Here is an 18,627-nt window from a genome sequence, read left to right as displayed (position 1 = left end):
AATTTTTTTTAAACTTTTTAATACCATTATTACCTGATTCCCAATTGTTCATATGAATACTTTTTTTGTATTACAAAAAAAGATACTATATCATGAAATGGCATGAACACTGCCAGTATATGGAACTCCCTCGTGACTACCCGGTTCTGGAACTTGCCCGGTTCCATGGCCACCTGGGTCCCTTTATCGTTCTTGGATACCGGATGGGAAGATATGCACTGAAAAACCTTGGAGAAAACCCCTTTGCAATCAAAGCACGGGTTTATTGCTCCGGGGTAACACCCCAGTCCTGTCTGGCTGATGGCATTCAGCTTGGAAGCGGATGTACTTTAGGAAAAGGAAATATTGAAATCGTTAAATCAGATCTCATTTACGGCGAATTCTCTTCAGAGGAAGTTGGAATCAGGTTAACACCGCACCCACTTACATCTTTTCCGGATGAAAATCCGGATTATGAACTTGAAATTGAGCGATATGCTGCAGACCTATATAAACTTCCGGATGACCAGCTCTTTTCTGTTGAGGCCATTGTATGACAGGGGGAGCTAAAGATGTCATTTTGTTAAACCAGGTCTATACCACCTACGAAGGTGCTGACCTCCCGGTAATTCAGGATGTTAGCCTGCATATAAAACCCGGTGAATTTGTCGTTATCGGAGGTCCGAATGGTGCCGGGAAAACAACACTTCTTGAGACAATTGCCGGACTACTTCCGGTAGTAAACGGGAGTGTCACAGTATGTGGTCATGATGTGGTCAGTGACGGGTGCACGGCAAGAAAAAAGATTGGATATGTCATTCAGAATTTTGATTTTCACCCGTTCACTCCGTTTACCGTTGAGGAAGTAGTCCTGATGGGAAGATACGGGAAGATTGGATGGCTGAAGAGACATTCGGGTTATGATATGGAAAAAGTCACATCTGCCATTGATAACCTTGGTCTTACCCTTATAAGACATAATCAGATAGGAAAACTCTCAGGGGGACAACAACAAAAGGTTCTCATCGCACAAAACCTTGCCAAGGAACCGGAAGTCCTACTTCTCGATGAACCCTTCAGTAACCTGGACATGGTAACCAGAGAAGAAGTCAGTAATCTATTATGTGAAATTGCAGATGGAGGAATCCCGGTCCTCATAGTTTCACATGCATTTGATGCACTCCCGAATAGAACAATCAGGGTTCTTGTAATGCAGAACGGGAAAATAATTCTGAACCAGCAATCTGATCCTTCAAAGGTCGGGAACCTGGTGCGGACTGCCTCGGTGGCAGCCTGATGCTTGAATTTCTTATCCCGAATAATGTCCTCTGCCATGCGGTGGAGGCCATGCTCTTTGCATCTCTTGGTTGCGCCCTGCTCAGCGTTCTGATTACCCAGATGAACATCTCTTCCATAGGGTTTACGATGTCTCATGCTGCTTTTGCAGGTGGCTCAGTTGGAGCTTTTTTTGGTTTCGCAATCATCCCGTCTGCAATTTTTATCAGTATTCTGACCGCTTTTCTTATGGGCCCCTTAAGTGACCGGACCAGAATGCACACCGATACCACCCTCGGAGTGCTCTTCGGAACCATGATGGCCGTTGCCATTTTCTTTATTGCTCTCATGCAGGGAACAGGAAAGGGTTTCGAGGCCAGTTCGTTACTATACGGGAATGTCATATCCCTGTACCGGGAAGAGATCTATGCTCTGGCACTCATTACGATACTAATCATTGTATTCCTTATCGCCTTTTATAAAGAGATAACCGCGATTGTATTTCACAAACGCATTGCGGAAATCGCAGGCATTAAAGTCAGGCCGATTTATTACGGGATATTATTTCTCATTTCAATAATGGTTGCCATAAGCATCCCCATCGTTGGCGGATTGCTTCTTTATGTCTGGTTGGTAACTCCGGCAGCAATTGCGTACCAGTTTTGCAATACTATAAAAAGGATGTTTATCATGGCTCCTCTCATTGCAATTATTATAAGCGTGACCGGAGCAGTCTGCGGCATTATGTATTCTCTTCCGGTTGGTCCCCTCACAGCAGTGGTTTTCAGTGCTTTTTTTGTGGGATCAGTTGCCTTTTCTCCGAAACGTAAAGTTATTTTTCACAAACATTAATACAAAAAATGAAGAAGTAATAATTATGAAACGTGTAGCACTGTTTCTTATCCTCGGCTTCATCCTCTTTCTGATGCCGGCAGCCGGGGCTCTTGATGTAGTAACCACGACAAGTGTCCTCTGGGACCCGGTTCAGGCAATTGGAGGAGATGCGGTTGATGTCGTATATATTGCAGATCCATCCGTATGTCCGCACCTACAAGGAGACATTCTTCCCGGACTTATTCAGAAAAATGCAGAAGCACTTGAAAGTGCAGATCTATTCCTGGCCCATAACTCAAGCATGGACGTTGCAACCATGCAGGCAATTGAAAAATTCCGTGATTCAAATGGATATGGAAAGACAAACTGGAAAATTTTAAACCCGGACGCATCCTGGAACACACCAGAAACTGCATTGGTACTTACAGACACTGTCCTTGGATGGCTCAAAGCAGCTGATTCACAAAATGCAAAAGCATTCGAAGAACGTGCAGCCGCATATAAAAGTAAGATCACTGCTGCAGGAAATCTCACTGAAGAAGAAAAGAGTCTTCTGTCCAAGAAGTATGCAATTGTAATGGCATGGCAGAAAGAACCGGTGGAAAAATGGCTGGGTGTTAATGTCGTTGACATTTTTGCACCAGAATTTGCGTATGGCGGAAATAAGACACCAGCCAAGATTGTGGACATTATGAAGGCTGATCCACAGAAACTCTATGCACTTGACATTCTTCCGGGAGGAGGAAAGATTTACGTTATTGAGAATATGCAATCCGGAGAACTAGCCAAAGGCATTGAAGAAGCTCTTGTTGATATGGCAATTTATGCTGACAGAGTTATCTTTACTAACTTCCCGAAATCAATTGAAGGTGTGAATTCAATTCCGGATGTCTTAAAACACAATAAAGAACTGATCCTTCAGTAACACCTTTTTTTTCTCTATAGAATATAGAGAGTAATTTCATATGTGTTGTTACCAGATTATTATTTGTAATACTACGGTGATTTTTACTACGAGGTGGCAGTACACAAATAAACCCATGGAAAACTACCGATTCATCGACTGTTCCATCAACACAGCACCATAAATAACCCGGAAAGGTTTTTGCCATGAAAAGTCACCGTATACCCACCTCTCCTCCGGGAAAATCTCTGAAGAATGGTTCATATGGACAAGAGATTGAGCCTGAAAGAGATCGAACTGTTTTTTTATCCATTCAGAATTATTAGTTGCAGGGAAAACCTCATCGGTGTTGACCTGTCAGAAAATCAAAAAAAAAGATTTTTTAATTCGTTATACAGAGGGTATCGCCGGACTTTTTCTCTTTCCCATGACTTCTTTGTAACAAAGAACCAGGAGATAGAGAGTCACTCCAAGAAGGATTATCGTCGAGCCTGATGGTACATCAAATATCCACGATAAGTAAATCCCCGTTGTTGTGATGAACATTCCGGTTAGGGTGGCACCAATCATCATCCCCTTCAGCGTATTTGAAAAAGGACGAATAATCGCTGCAGGGAGGGTGAGTAAGGCAATAACAAGAATGATACCGACGATCTGGATAAGGACAACTACCGACACGGCAATCAGCAAAAGAACCAAAAGGTTAAAAATCCGGGTAGGAAGACCAGAAATAGAGGCATACTCCTGATCAAAGGCAATTGCCTGTAAGACAGGATAGAGTAACCCTACCAGAACGACAACAATAACACATAAAAATGCAATCAGCGTGAGATGACCGGATGGAACCAGTAAGATATTCCCGAATAAATAACTAAAGAGGTCAGGAGTATAACCCGGGGTGAGTGATAGACATAATATCCCAAGTGCCATCCCTCCGGCCCAGAATGCTCCGATAAGGGTGTCAATGTGCTGTCTGGCCCGGTCCATCAATCCCCATATAAGCGTTGCTACTCCAAGAGTGAACCAGAATGCTCCGGCAAGAGGATCAATCCCAAGAAAATATCCAAGACCTATCCCACCAAATGCTGCGTGAGATATTCCTCCGGCTACCGATATCATGTGTTTGACGACCACATAACTTCCGATTATCCCGCACACAATAGAAGACAGAATTCCTGCTGCGAGTGCCGAACGAAAGAATTCATATCCCAATGCTTCAATCATGGCTTATCTCCATGATATTCCAAAACCCTGTGTGGAATATCACCATGAGTGATAAGATCAACAGGACACCCATAAGTCTTTGCCAGCATATCTGCAGTAAGATGATTAGTATCATGCTGATAGAGCCGCCTGTTCAGGCATGCCACATGAGTTACATGCCGTGATACTACACCAATATCGTGAGTAATCATCAGGATTGTTATGCTTTTTGACAAAACAGAAAGAAGTTCATAGAAGTGCTCCTCAGTCGGGGTATCGACATACACCGTTGGTTCATCAAGGATAAGGATGTCAGGATCTCCAACAAGCGCTCTTGCTATCAGCACCCGTTGTCGTTCTCCACCGGAAAGATCAGATATCGGGCGTTTTTCAAGGGATTTTATGGAAAGTTTTGATAATGCTGTATCTACAGCAGTATAATCCTTATCCTTGTATCTTCTGATTAAACCCGGTTTTTTCCCGATTCTTCCGGTAAGAACCATCTCCCTGACAGTTATGGGAAACGTAAAATCAAACATCTGATGTTGGGGAACATACCCGATACGGATTCGACCTTCAAGTGACGCGGGCTTTCCAAAAAGAAATATCTCACCAGAATCAACTGGTGTCAGTCCGAGTATTGCACGAATAAGAGTAGTTTTTCCGGCCCCGTTCGGCCCAATAATCGCATAGAAATCCCCCTTTCTTACAACCAGGTTGACATTATCCAGTATCAGCTGATTCTGGAAATATACGTTCACATTCCTGACTTCAATAACCGGGTTGTTTTCCATTAATGACCTGCGATTTTTTGTGCAATTTCCTGCATATTCTCAAGATAGTTACCGGCAAGGGGACTGATGAGGATAACAGTTCCGTTCAGTTCTTTTGCGAGAGTTTCTGCCTGCCGGGTAGATGTTTCCGGTTCTGCAAAGATGAACGTGATGCCGAGTGTTTTTGCCTTCGTAATGAGATCAGCTAATCCCTGTGCTGATGGTTCATGACCTGCTTCCTCTGCAGCCATCTGGGTAAGGTTATAATCCCGGCAGAAATATCCAAAGGCCGGATGATACACCAGAATAGTCCGGGATGAAAGATCCTGAAGGGAATCGTGTATCGAATCATCAACCTGGTTTAACCGTGCAAGGTAATTATCCCTGTTTTGTTCATACAAATCTTTTCTCCCGGGCTCAATCTCAACCATTCCATCACAGGTTTCACGGACTATAGTTGCTGCATTAGTAAGGGACATCCAGACATGAGGATCTGTTCCTTTTTCTTCATCACCATGTCCGCTCCCGGACAGAAGGGGTATAGTACGTGAACTGTTTACAACCTTAAGGTCAGGATATAACTTATGAATTCTCTCTATCCACCGGTTTTCAAACTCAACACCGGATCCAAGGGCAACATACAGATCTGCATGTTCGAGCTCAGCTATTTGAGATGGCGTTGGTTCAAATGTATGCGGACTTGCACCCGGAGGAACCATTACCAGTACAGATACATTGGATTCCCCTGCTATTGCCCTGATGAACTCTTCCTGTGGAGGAATAGTACAGGCAACAATTAAATCCTCTGAATCCCGTGTATCCGGAGTTGAACTGATGCATCCACTTGTTAGTAAGAGAAAGGAAACAAGTAAAATAAAGGACCATTGAGATAACAAATTCTTAGCAAAAACATTTTTTCCAAAAAGTTTTTGGTAATTAAGCTTATAGCTAAATTTTTTCATACAGATACTCCACAACAAACTGGATCGTGCTCGATAACTCCACATGAAGACCGGCTTGGGTGACCAAGAGACCGGCAAATCTGATTTATATGATTTTTTGGCACCAGATGCTCTATTTTTTCTGCCTGAACACAGGCCTGGTTTTCGGAAAGCCCGACTCTGGTAAACATAAGAGAGAGAATCCGGTGTCTCCGGATTAAAAACCAGACCATTTGTTCTCCATCATCAGTAAGGAAGACTCTCCTGTTTGAATCATACCTGACATACCCGGCATCACTCAGCTCATGAAGAGTTCGTGTTACGGTCGGAGTCCGGATACCAAAATTGCCTGCAATATCACCGGGTTTAACACCACCACCCTGAGCAAAAATATATTTTAAAAACCTGATTTTCTGAGGAGTATCGACACGACCAGCCATAGAAGATCATGTACGACATGGTCAATAAAGCTTCTAGCTAAAAATTTGTCCCGAAAAAAGAACAGGTTTTTTTACACATACCAAAAAATTATTTATTATTAACCATCTGTTGCCAAGACCGGAGAGTCTTCTGGACTGTTTTTCTCCCAAAGAAGAGATCACGAAAAACCGGGTCCGGCCTGATTCCCAGTTCTTCAGATACAGCAAAGACGCAGGCATTTCGTACCGGACAGGCGCGACATTTTGGCCCGGGACCACACCAGGAAGAACCAATAAGATAGAGAGGGAGATCTAAAATCCAGGGATCATCCGGTGCCAGCATACGGGCAAGCCGTCTTGCTTTCATGAAGGTAATCCCACTTCCATCCCCGCAAATCATCCGGCCCAGAACACGTGAATCAACGATATCTCCAACGATATCAAAGGAACCCCTGATATGCCCAAGATCTTTTAGAATGCCCACAACGAGACAGGCAATTGATTTTGGAATCTGGAGCAACAGGAGCCTTTTATAGACAGATTCAGGATCCTGCAGATAACCCTCCCATATCTGTCTTCCATCTCCCGCATAATATCTGACCATGCGACTTGCGATGAAATACAGGCGATTATGTATTTCCGGCATCGGATGGAGATTATAATCATAAAATCTCTCCTTCCAGCCTTCATAGGTATGGTCCAGAATAACCTGCCAGATTTTTTCAGGATCATCCAGAATCTCTTCAGAAAAGAATACTGCATTGTCCCAGACATCAGTTTTTCCTGACCGGTATTCCAGAAAACATGCAGTCAAAAAAATATTCGCGTCCTTCCTTCGGGTAATTTCTCCGACTCCTGTATACATTGAATAATCAGATTCCCGAAACCTCGGATGATCGTGCCTGAGTGATATCAGTTGCTCAGCCACCAGTTGGATTATTTCACTTGTAATCCGGCTTACACAGCTCTGCTCATCAGGAGATATTTCAGCCATCCGGGTAACCAGCATGGCCATTTCATCAGATGTTTTTAAAGCGGTTCCGGTTTTCATAATTACATATTGAGAAATTCAGATGGAAGGTGAAACCGGTTCACAAATACAGGGTTTAAGCCGGCTCATAATATCAGAAAGAAGGATATTGCCATTACCTTTACGATATGCGAATACCAGGTAGACCGGAAACATATTTCCTTTTCCCCAACGGTGAACACGAAGACGTATCCCGCAGACATCCGGATGCAGTAAAACCTCCTGTTCAATATCAGCACATAAGAAGGAAGTTGCCTTGTAATCACCTGTATATCCGGTCCAGGTCACCAGGAATGAGCCCGGACATTCCTCAATGAGTTCCCTGGAAAGTCCTGTCAAAGTATACCAGTCATCAAACCGATCCAAAACAGGTATTACATCTAAAGCACGGGGATTTTTCAGGATATGGGAAACCTCCAGATCGCCAATCAGGATCTTCGTGAATGGATACTTTTTATACCCTTCAATAATTGCATACCTGACTCCTGCATCTGAAAGAAGGTTTAGTGAATTTTCAAGATCTCCGTCGTGAAAATAGGCTACTGTTTTTTCACTATCTATTCCTATTGAAGGATTTGCTCCTGCTTCATAATGGAGAGTTGTATCTTTTCCTTCAGGAAGAGAACTATAATGACTACAAATGTGTTTGACAGTCCCGGTTTTTCCATGAAAAGAAAGGTGGTGCAACAGATCCTGAATAAACGTGGTTTTTCCAGATCCAGACCATCCGGCAATGTGAAATATTTTCATGCAACAACACCCGGGATCATACTATCCTTAGATCTGACAAGGAAAGATAATAATGAATGCGAATGGCAGACCTCATCATGAGAGTAATCTTCCGCTTCGGACTTCCATTTTACTCATATGAGGCAAATATTCTAACCCATTCCCTGACAAAAAGATAAATTGGACATATTTTCCAACTCTGCACGCATTTCATCACGGATCACAACATTTAACCTTTCCACAAACGAAGCATACGTTATACAACCGGCATGATTACCTCGTTCCTTCAGATAGCCTTTGCGGCCCTCTGCTGCTGGGTTCTGTTTATCACTATAGATATGATTTGGGCATTGCCTCGTGAAGGGGGCGTTGTCGGAGCAAAAGCAATTGCTTTAGCAGTAGAGAAAGCAGGAGGAAATATCAGGGGAGGGACAATGATGGGAAACATCGTTTCTTCCCCGGATGCTTCAGCCGGAACTCTTCTTGCTGCCTGTGGCGTGTACTGTTTTGGGATCCCCGGCGGTCTTCTTGCAACGGTTCTGGTATTTATCGGGAATCGGATCTGTTATGACAAAGGGCATGCAGGAACAAGCGGATGTTTCCTTGCTACATTTATGGTATATGGAGGGACGCTCATCGGTATTCCCGCTGAATATTTCATCACCGGGATGGTTATTGCCATAGTAACAATACAGGGTATTTCACACCGTCATTCGAGCAGGTTACTCGGGGCCATTTGGGAGATCAGAAAATGAGTTCCATCTTCGGAGAAAACTTCGATTTCTTCTCTTCCCCTTTTACATCACCTTTCATATCCCCCCCGACAGAGAGTGCAGAACTTGCTGCATTGTTATGTAGTTTTATCGCATTGTATGCCGTTTTAAGAATAATTCTTGAACCGGATGTCATGCGAAAACTCCCATTTCTGAATGTCTTCAGCTTTGCAATATCCGGGATCATGGCCCTTCTCATCCCTCATCCACTCGGAATTATCGCAGCAGCTGCATATTTTATTGGATCAACCTTTGAATCCAACGCAATCGCCAGCACCTTTGCAGGAGGAGTTGAAGAATGATTATTCTTCCCCTGGTTTTTGGGATCATTATCCTGACAGGGAGTATATTTGCAGGATTTGCCCGTGACCCATATGCAAAACTGATTGCAATCGGGATAATCGGGGGAGGCATAATGCCACTTATTATCATGAGAGGATATGTCGATGTTGCAACTGCTCTTGCGGTCATCATCCCTCTTTCAACCATATTTGTGCTCCAGCTCTGCAGAAAGGGGGCAGCATGAGCCTTGAGTTCATAATAGGGCTGATTATTCTGGTAATAGGGACCGGAGCCTGTGCATTTCCCCGAGACCGGGAATATCTGACACGGATAATCAACCTGGAAATACCTGCATTCGGCCTGCTTCTGGTTGCATTATCATTTGATGAGACGCTGGCTCTGCTAACCTTCATTGCGGTTTCAACCCTGACAACCTTTGTTCTGGTCATGCTTGTCGAACGGAAGGTGACATCATGATCCGCCTGATCGGAAAGGGATTTCGGACTTTCTCAAAATGGATGTCCACATATGAGAACCTGGTTGCAGTATATGCAGTTTTAGGAATTATCGTTGCTATGTGTGGAATCATAATGGTTCCCCTGATTACTTACCATGAGGATCAGATTTATTCAAAATCCATAAACCGTGATTCTCCCCTTGACCCGTATGACCGGGGAGGAATACCTTTCACGAAAGTGGATATTGAGGCGCAATATCCGGAAAATTCACCAACAGCCGGATATGTGACCACCTATCTGACTCCGTTTTCATGGTTCCTTGCAAACAGTTCACCCTTTCTTGGTACCACCATTGTCGCCCATCCGGGAGGGATTCTTGATGAAATCCTCTATAATACCCGTGGCCTTGATACCGTTGTAGAAACAAGTATCCTGTTTACTGCATTTGCAATCGCGTCATTCCTATTCAGGAGGAAAGAATAATGGATTTTTACCAGATAGGCCTGTTCTTTACTCTTATTTGTGTTGCCATTTCCTTTGTTGCACTTCTCCGTGAACGTGATGACATTCATAAGATCCTGGTCGTGGATTTAATAGAGACAGTCGGACTGGTCTTAATCTGCCTGGTAGCAACAGATCTTGCAGAAGCACTCATCCTCCCCGGCCTTGTAGTCGGGATTTCAGAACTCCTGATGCTCACCGAACTCTATATCAGGAAAGAAAAACTTCCCCTTCCGACCTACAAACCAATCCGGATTGAAGTCATGAGGACAGCACCACCCATCATCACCTTTGTCCTTATTGTGTACGGTATAATCCTTTCAGGATTTTCTGGCGGGGCGGTTGCCGGGATAGGGCTTGTATTTTATTTCCTCTGCAAGGGATATGAAGAACGGTTTGCCCTTCTCGAAACAGTATCAGGATATGCATGGGCACTCTGGATAGTGGCATTTTTCATCTTCATGATTATTCCCGAAGCCTGGCTTATTGCAGTAATGCTTTCCGGAAGTGCAATTCTGCTTAAAGTATCCACCAAGATGGCACTCATTGGTACCATGCGGGAGGGACGGAATGTTTAATCTTCCAATAGAAGGGGAGGAACTGTTTGTCCTTGAATTCGGGGACATTGTAAATTATTTTAGTTTGTACACGACAACCCTTTTCCTCTTTGCTACAGCCTTTATCATCATCGCCATAATTGCGAGGCCGGAACGGCAGACCGATATCGTGTTTGGGACTGATGCAGTATATACCAAAGAGATTAATCCAGATAATCTCCGGTTCCAGCGGTTTATGGCAATTGCCTGTGGACTTGCAACCCTTGGTGCAGTATGCTCCGGAGACCTGTTTAATTTCTGTCTCTTTACTGCACTCATCGGAATTACCAACATCGGAATTGTTGCCGGAGTGAATAACCGGTATGTCCTGAATGCTGCATACAATTACGGAATCGTTGCAATGGTAGCAACCACGTTCCTCTTCGGAGGAGCAGCAACTGCCCTTGGAACCTGCGGAACCCTGTCAATCTGGGAACTTGCCGGGCTCGGGATGGTTCCCCTTGCAGCAAAGATGTTTCTGGTTCTTGGGGTGATGGGAGAAGGAATGGCCCCTTTCTACATAGCAAAAGCGGAGATCACCCGGGCACCGGGAGCACCCTATGTATTAATGATCCATGTCAGTTCCCTCCTAATCTTTCTACGGATTATTGAGATCATCCTGACGGTGTAACGATGAAAAAAGAGTCATATCTGATAGTAACAATCATCACGGCCATCATTCTCGGAGTTGCCGCATTTGCCGTACCTATCGGAGTTGAGCCCGGATGGGTGCCAGTGATCGTGGTGGTACTTACATTTCCGGTGTTTGTCCTGGCACTCTTTCTCTGGTGGAATGCATCAAATATTGAAGGAGATTTCCCTTTTACCGGGTATTAATATGATAACATTGATATTACCTGCTGTCTTTATCGGCCTGCTCTTTCACGGTATACACCGCAAAGTTATTGCCCGGATTCAGGGACGGCCCGGACCACCAATCTGGCAGGAGATTCTCCATACCCTGAAGTTTTCATTTAAACAGACATGGATACCAAAAACGGCAAGCATGCCGATGTATGTCTTTATCGTTGCGGTTTCCATTGCTATCTGGACCGGGGCATTTTACATTGTCTTTAGTGGCGGAAGCCTGCTGCTCCTCTTTGCTGTCTTCATGCTTCACAAAATAACCGAACATGGTCTCGGACTCTCATCAGGATCTCCCTATGGGAAATTCGGAGCCATCAGATCAGTTATGTCGGCTGCTTCAGAAATTCCACTCTTTGCAACCATAGCAGGAATTTATGTCGTCACCGGATCACTGATGATAAGTGACATTACAAAATACCAGGAGATACACGGCCCCCTTCTGATTCATGCATTCCCCATTGCAATTGCTCTCTATATTGTAATCCTCTCAAAAATGCATTACGGCCCCTTCTCCATCATCGAAGCAAAAGAGATTGTATCAGGAAACCGTACAGAACATTTTGGGGTATGGCGGGCTGGCCTTGAAGTTGCATATGCCCTGAAGACCTTTGTTCTTCTTGCAGCATTTGTTCTGCTCTTTATCGGAGCATTACCATGGTACCTGATGCTGCTGGCAATGCTTATCCTGCTTGTATCACTCTCATTTGTGTGTGCCTTTACTCCGATGCTTTCACCATTTGATGCAGTGGCAATGCAGACCGTGATAACAGGAATCCTGGCTGTATATATCATCTTCCTCGGGGTGATGGGATGAACCTTATCAGAACCACGCTGCTCACGGGTGCCCTGATTTATGGACTAATTTTCATTGTTGAACTAATCAGAGGACATATTCTCCTCCAGGCAATAATAGGAGTAATCCTAATTCTTGGCCTTGCGGCCCTGCCTTTTTCTAAGGAAGAACACCTCCTTCATAATGGAGAGATGGTTGCAGTTTGGACATGCATCCTCCTCTTCGGCCTGTATGCCATTTTGAAAAGTGGAGGCCTGGTATGACAGAGGTGTATGAGCGTGATCTCTTTGGCATGAAATTTGCCATATTGAAAAGCCCATACCATAAAATGGTAGTCAAAACCTGTGCTGAAATGCTCGGCGTTCCTCCAATGAGAGTCAGAAGATATTTTATTGAGAACCTGGATATGCTGATGCTTGAATCGCTGGGAGCAAGGTATGACAGTTGGATGGAACATGGAGACCCGGATGGAGGAATCAGGCGTGAAATCGGATTTGATCTCTTTACCCGGTATATCCCAATAATTTCCCAGGATGTCATGAACAAAGCCCTTGAAACAATTGATAAAAACGAAGAAAACGCAGAAAATATACGTGAATATCTCCGGAACCAGGTTTTTCCAGAGGATGTAGAATGACTCTGCTTCAGTCAGTCAAGAATGCAGTCAGGCAGCGTTCTATTCATGTCTGTTATGTTGACACCGGCTCATGTAATGGATGTGACATTGAAGTCCTTGCCTGTTTATCGCCACGATACGATCTCGAACAGTATGGGATCTATGTTCATAACAACCCCCGTGAAGCAGATGTACTGTTAGTCATCGGGGGTGTCACACCCCAGTGGGAAGACAAACTCAAAATGATTTGGGATAAAATGCCCGAACCAAAAGTAGCAGTTGCCATCGGAAATTGTCCTATCTCCGGTTGTGTATATAACAGACCTGATTCACTGACAAGACCTCCGGCAAAAAGTTACATCCCGATTGCGGCAGAAGTTCCGGGATGTCCTCCACGGCCAACCGAAATTATCCAGGCAATTCTTTCTGTCGCTCCCCTGATATTCAAAGACTGGGAGATACGAAAATGAGAAAAACAGTAGATGTATCAATACCTCTCGGTCCAGTTCACCCGATATTTAAAGAGCCATGCCGAATTAAGTGTGAAACATTTGGAGAACAGATCCTCGCTGCCGAGGTAGAACTCGGGTATATGAAAAAGGGGATAGAACGGATAATGGTAGGTAGACCATGGCAGGAAGTGATGTTTCTTGCCGAACGGATCTGTGGTATCTGTTCTGTCATCCACAATTATGTGTTCATTGAAACCATGGAAAAGATATCCGGAGTCACCGTTCCTAACCGGGCAGCATATCTGAGAGTTTTGGCCAATGAACTTGACCGGATGCAAAGTCACCTGATTGCAAACTTTTCATACTGCTATACCATTGAACATGAAACGCTCGGCATGTATCTCCTGAACATCCGTGAGACGGTAATGGATATGCTGGAATATCTTACCGGTGCACGGGTAACCTGTGCATACATCGTTCCAGGCGGAGTACGGTTTGACACTGATGAAGAAGACCTTTCAAGGATCATGAAAGCCATGGATCAGGTCGAAGAGGAAACACGCAGGTATATCAGCATGTTTGAACATGGCCCGCTTATCGGACTTCGAAGTAAAGGAATCGGCATCATGACTGCCGAGCAGGCTGAACTTGTTCATGCTGTCGGTCCCACATTGCGGGCAAGCGGCATTAAAGCAGACTGCAGATCTGAACATCCGACATACCAGATGCTCGGATTCACTCCCATTGTGAGAACCGAATGTGATAATTTCGCCCGGGTTATGATACGGTTCGATGAGATTCTTCAGAGCATCGACATTATCAGGATGATTATTAAAACACTGCCTGAAGGAAAAATTCGTGGTGGAGGGACCATCGGAAGGGGACATACAACACACCGGGGAGAAGCGCCCAGGGGAGAATTAACCTACCGGATAAAGTCAGACACCCATGGAAGGATCCAGGAGATAGCGATTCAGACACCATCGATTATGAACATCGAAGCATGTGCCAGGTACATGATCCCTGGAGGGACTTCTGTTGCTGATGTAACTTCTGCATATATCAGTTCAGATCCCTGTGTGGCATGCACTGAACGATAAAAAAACCTGTCACATGTTTTAATGGTTGATCTCGGTAAGAACATATGATAAGCAGACCCATGCAGAAAAACCCAAACCCCGAGGATTTATGAGATCGATACTGTCGTATATCCAACACATGGCAAGTGTAGAATGGATAAAAACATTTTTCTTTGCCAAAACAGCGCCTCTCATAACTCCGTCTCATTTCAGGGGATTCCCTCATCTGACCGGCAAGGAATGTACTCATTGTTTCCAGTGTATGATGATCTGTCCTGCTCCCGGTGCCATCGAAGTAATCAGAACAGAAAAACCGGGAGAATGGAAACCAGTTATCCACCTTGGCCATTGCATCAGATGCGGGCTTTGTGTGGAGATATGTCCAGAACTTGTCCTTGATTCCGGACGAGTACATACAAAGAACGCCCAGGATGGAACATATATGCAATTTCAATTCCATATTACGGTAAACCCGGTCACCTGCATGGGATGTGGAATCTGCTCTGTCGCCTGCCCGGTTAATAAAGAGATAGATCCCCAGCTGGCAGCAAAGGGAACCAGTACATCTGATGAAGTCATCATGCGGGTCTATAAAGGGATTAACACCGTTTTTCACGAAGAGAAATGCACCGGGTGCAAAACCTGTGAGGAGCAGTGTCCGAACCGATCTGTGATGGTTGCCCGGGTACTCGAGCCCCTTCAAATCACTGAGGAACCATGAAAATCAGGATCAACTCCGGCAGGACGGTCATCCAGGGATCACATGTAGACCGGAAAAACTCACCTGAATATTTCAGGGAGACCTCGACCATCAGGCTTAACCCAGTCGATATGATGGAGATTGGTATTGATGACGGGGAACGAGTTAAGGCAAAAACTGATAATTTGTCCATAATTCTCCGGGCAGTATCCGACGATACAATAAAGAGAGGAACCGGATTTCTCCCGCTCGGCCCTTATGCAAATTTCCTGGTAGACGGAACTACTCACAGTACCGGTATGCCTGATTTTAAACAGACTGATGCAGATATTGAAGCAACGGTAGATACGATAACAACCGTGGGAGAACTGATGCGACAACTTGGAGGCGTTCCTTATGGAAGATAAGGTCCGGCATATTGTGTGTCCCTATTGCGGGTGTCTCTGCGATGATATCCTGGTTGAACTGACCGATGGAAAGATATCCGGAGTTGAAAATGCCTGCACCCTTGGTGCACATAAGTTCCTGGATGATGCTGATAACCGCCTGAAAGGCCCAATCATGAGAAAAGGTGATGAATGGATTGACATCTCCTATGAGGAAGCCATCGCTTTTGCCGTGCAGACACTATCAGAAGCGGATCGTCCGCTCCTCTATGGATGGTCCGGATGTGTAACCGAAACGCAGGCAATCGGAGCACACCTTGCAGAATTAATCGGAGGTGTCGTTGACAGCACAACATCGGTCTGCCACGGACCTTCCATCCTTGCCATACAGGAAGTAGGACACCCTGGCTGCACCCTTGGACAGGTAAAAAACCGGGCTGACACCATCGTATACTGGGGATCCAACCCGATTGAGGCACACCCACGCCACCTGAGCAGGTATACAAACTATGCCGATGCATACTTCCTCCATAACGCCTTCCGCGAAAGGAAAGTAATCGTTTTTGATGTGAGAAAGACCGCAACCGCAGAAATTGCAACAGAATTTGTGCAACTGGAACAGGGAGGGGATTATCATGTCCTCTCTGCTCTCCGGGCAATAGTCAGGGGAAGAGAAGATGTTGTTCCAGACATGATTGCAGGTGTTCCGAAATCTCAACTCATCGGGGTTGCTGAACTGTGCAAAAAGGCGAAGTTCGGTGCTTTGTTCTTTGGTGTCGGCGTAACCATGACCGGAGGAAAATATAAAAATATCCGCAATGCCATTGAATTTGTTGATGAATTAAACCGTCATACAAAATGGACCATATCTCCCATGAGGGGACACTCGAATGTATACGGATCCAATGAAGTGTTCACGTGGATCACCGGGTATCCCTATGCGGTTGACTATGCACGGGGCATTGCTTTTTATAATCCAGGTGAAACCACTGCAGTTGATATTCTCGCAAGAAAAGAAGCAGATGCTGCCCTCATTATGGCAAGTGATCCGGGTGCTCACTTCCCACGGGCGTGCTGTGAACATCTCGCAAAGATCCCAACCATACTCTTTGACCCGTACCCGAGTGCAACCACTCATCTCTGCACCGTCCAGATCCCCTGTGCAGTAAATGGTATAGATGCCGCAGGTACTGCCTACCGGATGGATGGTATTCCAATCCGGACCAGAAAATTTTTGGAAACCGGATACCCAACTGACACATCTCTCATGAATGAAATATATGAGCAGATCAGGGAGAGGAAAGAACATGCCTGAACTTCTTATTAAGAATGCATTTGTTATCGATCCTCTGCAGGGCATTCATGGAGATATTATGGATATTTCCATCCGTGACGGAAGAATTGTCGATAAGGTCTCCGGCTCCTGCGAGGTTATTGATGCAGCAGGCAATCTGACTTTGCCCGGCGGTATTGATTCTCATACCCATGTTTGCGGGACAAAAGTCAATTTTGGCAGGTACATGAGCCCGGAGGACATGCGGGCAGGAAGGACTCCTCGGCGGGGTGCCATGTATCCGACCTCCGGGTATACCGTTCCGACAACGTACGGTAACAGTTACCGATACAGCAAAATGGGGTATACCACCCTTCTTGAAGGGGCAATGGCACCAATGGAAGCTCGGCATACCCATGAAGAATTTGCTGCAACTCCCATGCAGGATATGCTTGCGAATACCCTGTTCGATGGTAACTGGAGCCTTTTCGAAGCAGTCGGGGACAAAGACATCAGGCAGGCTGCAGCAGTCATCGGATGGACGCTCGCTGCAGTAAAGGGATTTGGGATAAAACTGACCAATCCCGGGGGTACTGAAGCCTGGGGATTTGGTGAAGACCTTGCAAGTATCGATGAAGAAGTACCTAACTGGGACATTACCCCGCGAGAAATAATTGACACAACCATCAGGGCTTGTGAACTCCTTCACCTTCCTCATTCAGTACATCTCCACTGTAATAACCTTGGAATGCCAGGAAATTACCGGACAACCCTGGAGACCCTGGATATTCCGGGTGATATGAATCCAGACAGACAGACATTGTACCTCACCCATGTCCAATTCCACTCGTATGGCGGTAATACCTGGGGAGATATCAAATCAGAAGCAAAAAAAATATCAGACTCGATAAATAACAAACCACAGGTTGTTATCGATATGGGCCAGGTCATGTTTGGCCGGACGATGACGATGACCGCTGATGGCCCGATGGAATTCAGGCTTTACACATTACACCACAATAAATGGAGTAACCATGATGTAGAACTTGAAACAGGCTCCGGAATCATTCCGGTCTATTATAGCAGGAAAAGCTCTGTTAACAGCATCATGTGGGCAATCGGTCTTGAACTTGCATTACTCGTCAAAAATCCCTGGCAGTGCATGCTGACAACCGATAACCCGAACGGAGCACCATTTGTCAAGTATCCGGAGATTATCGGCCTTTTAATGTCGAACAAATACCGGGAGAAGGAACTTCGTCAGGTTCACCGACTGACCACTGACCGGACCTCCTTGGGAACCATCGACCGGGAACTGAGTTTTGAAGAGATTGCTGTCATGACCCGGGCGGGCCAGGCAAAGGCACTCGGGATAATTAACCAGGGAAAAGGTCATTTCAGGGAAGATGCACTTGCAGATATCGCTATTTATCCGGTAAAACCGGACCAGACCGATCCATCACTCCAATATGAAGAAGTGATAGGAGCATTTCAACAGACCCTTTACACCCTGAAAGACGGGGTTATTGTGAGCAGGGATGGAGAGGTAATTACGGGCGTAGCTAACCGGACATTCTGGTCGAAAGCGAACCTGCCTGAAGATATGGACGTAATGAAAAGTCCACGGTTTGTTGAAAAGTTCTCGCGATTCTATTCGGTTGATCTTGAGAATTACCTTGTCCAGGACGAATATGTTCAGCGGGGTGTTGCCATTAAAGCCGGGACATCATAATCATTAAGATACCTTTAGAGAGAGTATGAACA

Annotated in this window: 27 protein-coding genes; 21 read left to right on the top strand and 6 right to left on the bottom strand. The window is 45.2% G+C overall.

Translation table 11 applies throughout. The annotated features are described in order from the left end of the window. Nucleotides 1-92 precede the first annotated feature (92 nt). From DLD82_RS12125 to DLD82_RS12110, 4 genes are read left to right on the top strand one after another with little or no spacing between them, the layout of a single operon-like run. A complete protein-coding gene (locus DLD82_RS12125) occupies nt 93-536 on the top strand; it encodes a formylmethanofuran dehydrogenase subunit E family protein (RefSeq protein ID WP_109941410.1) in 444 nt (147 codons plus the stop codon). Next, on the top strand, nt 533-1,276 hold the full coding sequence (locus tag DLD82_RS12120) for a metal ABC transporter ATP-binding protein (protein ID WP_109941387.1): 744 nt from the start codon (nt 533-535) through the stop codon (nt 1,274-1,276). Before DLD82_RS12125 ends, DLD82_RS12120 begins: the two co-directional genes overlap by 4 nt. Continuing rightward, nucleotides 1,276-2,106, top strand: coding sequence for a metal ABC transporter permease (locus DLD82_RS12115; RefSeq protein ID WP_109941386.1), 831 nt, complete (start codon nt 1,276-1,278; stop codon nt 2,104-2,106). Before DLD82_RS12120 ends, DLD82_RS12115 begins: the two co-directional genes overlap by 1 nt. Nucleotides 2,107-2,131: 25 nt before the next feature. After that, nucleotides 2,132-3,013, top strand: a complete 882-nt coding sequence (locus tag DLD82_RS12110) for a metal ABC transporter substrate-binding protein (RefSeq protein ID WP_109941385.1) — start codon at nt 2,132-2,134, stop codon at nt 3,011-3,013. Between the two features lie 369 nt (nt 3,014-3,382). Here DLD82_RS12110 and DLD82_RS12105 read toward each other — a convergent pair whose 3' ends face one another. The 6 genes from DLD82_RS12105 to mobB form a co-directional block, all read right to left on the bottom strand. Then, nucleotides 3,383-4,216 carry a metal ABC transporter permease gene (locus DLD82_RS12105; RefSeq protein ID WP_109941384.1) on the bottom strand — a complete coding sequence of 278 codons (834 nt, stop codon included), beginning with the start codon at nt 4,214-4,216 and terminating at the stop codon, nt 3,383-3,385. After that, nucleotides 4,213-4,989, bottom strand: a complete 777-nt coding sequence (locus DLD82_RS12100; RefSeq protein ID WP_109941383.1) for a metal ABC transporter ATP-binding protein — start codon at nt 4,987-4,989, stop codon at nt 4,213-4,215. The genes DLD82_RS12105 and DLD82_RS12100 overlap by 4 nt, the downstream gene beginning before the upstream one ends. Further along, entirely contained in the window at nt 4,989-5,864 is an 876-nt protein-coding gene (locus DLD82_RS12095) for a metal ABC transporter solute-binding protein, Zn/Mn family (RefSeq protein ID WP_219968373.1), read from the bottom strand. The genes DLD82_RS12100 and DLD82_RS12095 overlap by 1 nt, the downstream gene beginning before the upstream one ends. A 62-nt stretch (nt 5,865-5,926) precedes the next feature. Further along, nucleotides 5,927-6,349, bottom strand: coding sequence for a metal-dependent transcriptional regulator (locus DLD82_RS12090; protein WP_109941381.1), 423 nt, complete (start codon nt 6,347-6,349; stop codon nt 5,927-5,929). A gap of 88 nt (nt 6,350-6,437) precedes the next feature. Then, a complete protein-coding gene (locus tag DLD82_RS12085) occupies nt 6,438-7,379 on the bottom strand; it encodes a hypothetical protein (protein ID WP_109941380.1) in 942 nt (313 codons plus the stop codon). Nucleotides 7,380-7,397: 18 nt separating this feature from the next. Then, entirely contained in the window at nt 7,398-8,108 is a 711-nt protein-coding gene (gene mobB / locus DLD82_RS12080) for a molybdopterin-guanine dinucleotide biosynthesis protein B (protein WP_109941379.1), read from the bottom strand. Nucleotides 8,109-8,356: 248 nt separating this feature from the next. On the opposite strand from mobB, the gene DLD82_RS12075 reads away from it, so the two are divergent. From DLD82_RS12075 to DLD82_RS11995, 17 genes are all read left to right on the top strand, one after another. Next, nucleotides 8,357-8,842, top strand: a complete 486-nt coding sequence (locus DLD82_RS12075; protein ID WP_109941378.1) for a hypothetical protein — start codon at nt 8,357-8,359, stop codon at nt 8,840-8,842. Then, the gene (locus DLD82_RS12070; protein WP_109941377.1) at nt 8,839-9,162 is read left to right on the top strand and encodes a DUF2109 domain-containing protein; all 324 of its coding nucleotides are present in this window, start codon (nt 8,839-8,841) and stop codon (nt 9,160-9,162) included. The genes DLD82_RS12075 and DLD82_RS12070 overlap by 4 nt, the downstream gene beginning before the upstream one ends. Next, nucleotides 9,159-9,386, top strand: a complete 228-nt coding sequence (locus tag DLD82_RS12065; RefSeq protein WP_109941376.1) for a DUF2108 domain-containing protein — start codon at nt 9,159-9,161, stop codon at nt 9,384-9,386. Before DLD82_RS12070 ends, DLD82_RS12065 begins: the two co-directional genes overlap by 4 nt. Next, nucleotides 9,383-9,619 (top strand): DUF2107 family protein, encoded by a 237-nt coding sequence (locus DLD82_RS12060; RefSeq protein ID WP_109941375.1) that lies wholly within the window; start codon nt 9,383-9,385, stop codon nt 9,617-9,619. The genes DLD82_RS12065 and DLD82_RS12060 overlap by 4 nt, the downstream gene beginning before the upstream one ends. Beyond that, nucleotides 9,616-10,083, top strand: coding sequence for an EhaF family protein (locus tag DLD82_RS12055; protein ID WP_109941374.1), 468 nt, complete (start codon nt 9,616-9,618; stop codon nt 10,081-10,083). Before DLD82_RS12060 ends, DLD82_RS12055 begins: the two co-directional genes overlap by 4 nt. Next, nucleotides 10,083-10,679 carry an EhaG family protein gene (locus DLD82_RS12050; protein WP_181391414.1) on the top strand — a complete coding sequence of 199 codons (597 nt, stop codon included), beginning with the start codon at nt 10,083-10,085 and terminating at the stop codon, nt 10,677-10,679. The genes DLD82_RS12055 and DLD82_RS12050 overlap by 1 nt, the downstream gene beginning before the upstream one ends. Then, entirely contained in the window at nt 10,672-11,328 is a 657-nt protein-coding gene (locus DLD82_RS12045) for a hypothetical protein (RefSeq protein ID WP_109941372.1), read from the top strand. The genes DLD82_RS12050 and DLD82_RS12045 overlap by 8 nt, the downstream gene beginning before the upstream one ends. A gap of 2 nt (nt 11,329-11,330) precedes the next feature. After that, nucleotides 11,331-11,534, top strand: coding sequence for a hypothetical protein (locus DLD82_RS12040; protein ID WP_109941371.1), 204 nt, complete (start codon nt 11,331-11,333; stop codon nt 11,532-11,534). Between the two features lies 1 nt (nt 11,535). Next, a complete protein-coding gene (locus DLD82_RS12035; RefSeq protein WP_109941370.1) occupies nt 11,536-12,378 on the top strand; it encodes a respiratory chain complex I subunit 1 family protein in 843 nt (280 codons plus the stop codon). After that, on the top strand, nt 12,375-12,620 hold the full coding sequence (locus DLD82_RS12030) for a hypothetical protein (protein WP_109941369.1): 246 nt from the start codon (nt 12,375-12,377) through the stop codon (nt 12,618-12,620). The genes DLD82_RS12035 and DLD82_RS12030 overlap by 4 nt, the downstream gene beginning before the upstream one ends. Continuing rightward, a complete protein-coding gene (locus DLD82_RS12025) occupies nt 12,617-12,994 on the top strand; it encodes a hypothetical protein (protein WP_109941368.1) in 378 nt (125 codons plus the stop codon). Before DLD82_RS12030 ends, DLD82_RS12025 begins: the two co-directional genes overlap by 4 nt. Beyond that, on the top strand, nt 12,991-13,443 hold the full coding sequence (locus DLD82_RS12020) for an NADH-quinone oxidoreductase subunit B family protein (RefSeq protein ID WP_109941367.1): 453 nt from the start codon (nt 12,991-12,993) through the stop codon (nt 13,441-13,443). The genes DLD82_RS12025 and DLD82_RS12020 overlap by 4 nt, the downstream gene beginning before the upstream one ends. Next, nucleotides 13,440-14,525, top strand: coding sequence for a hydrogenase large subunit (locus DLD82_RS12015; RefSeq protein ID WP_109941366.1), 1,086 nt, complete (start codon nt 13,440-13,442; stop codon nt 14,523-14,525). The genes DLD82_RS12020 and DLD82_RS12015 overlap by 4 nt, the downstream gene beginning before the upstream one ends. A gap of 88 nt (nt 14,526-14,613) precedes the next feature. Continuing rightward, a complete protein-coding gene (locus DLD82_RS12010; RefSeq protein ID WP_109941409.1) occupies nt 14,614-15,225 on the top strand; it encodes a 4Fe-4S dicluster domain-containing protein in 612 nt (203 codons plus the stop codon). Next, the gene (locus tag DLD82_RS12005; RefSeq protein ID WP_109941365.1) at nt 15,222-15,611 is read left to right on the top strand and encodes a molybdopterin dinucleotide binding domain-containing protein; all 390 of its coding nucleotides are present in this window, start codon (nt 15,222-15,224) and stop codon (nt 15,609-15,611) included. The genes DLD82_RS12010 and DLD82_RS12005 overlap by 4 nt, the downstream gene beginning before the upstream one ends. Beyond that, nucleotides 15,601-16,905, top strand: coding sequence for a formylmethanofuran dehydrogenase subunit B (locus DLD82_RS12000; protein ID WP_109941364.1), 1,305 nt, complete (start codon nt 15,601-15,603; stop codon nt 16,903-16,905). Before DLD82_RS12005 ends, DLD82_RS12000 begins: the two co-directional genes overlap by 11 nt. Next, on the top strand, nt 16,898-18,595 hold the full coding sequence (locus DLD82_RS11995; protein WP_109941363.1) for a formylmethanofuran dehydrogenase subunit A: 1,698 nt from the start codon (nt 16,898-16,900) through the stop codon (nt 18,593-18,595). Before DLD82_RS12000 ends, DLD82_RS11995 begins: the two co-directional genes overlap by 8 nt. The last annotated feature ends 32 nt before the right edge of the window (nt 18,596-18,627 follow it).

This window comes from Methanospirillum stamsii (genome assembly GCF_003173335.1).
Taxonomy (GTDB): Archaea; Halobacteriota; Methanomicrobia; order Methanomicrobiales; family Methanospirillaceae; genus Methanospirillum; species Methanospirillum stamsii.
Note: the sequence above shows the minus strand (reverse complement) of the source record. Positions and strands in the feature narration are given on the sequence as shown.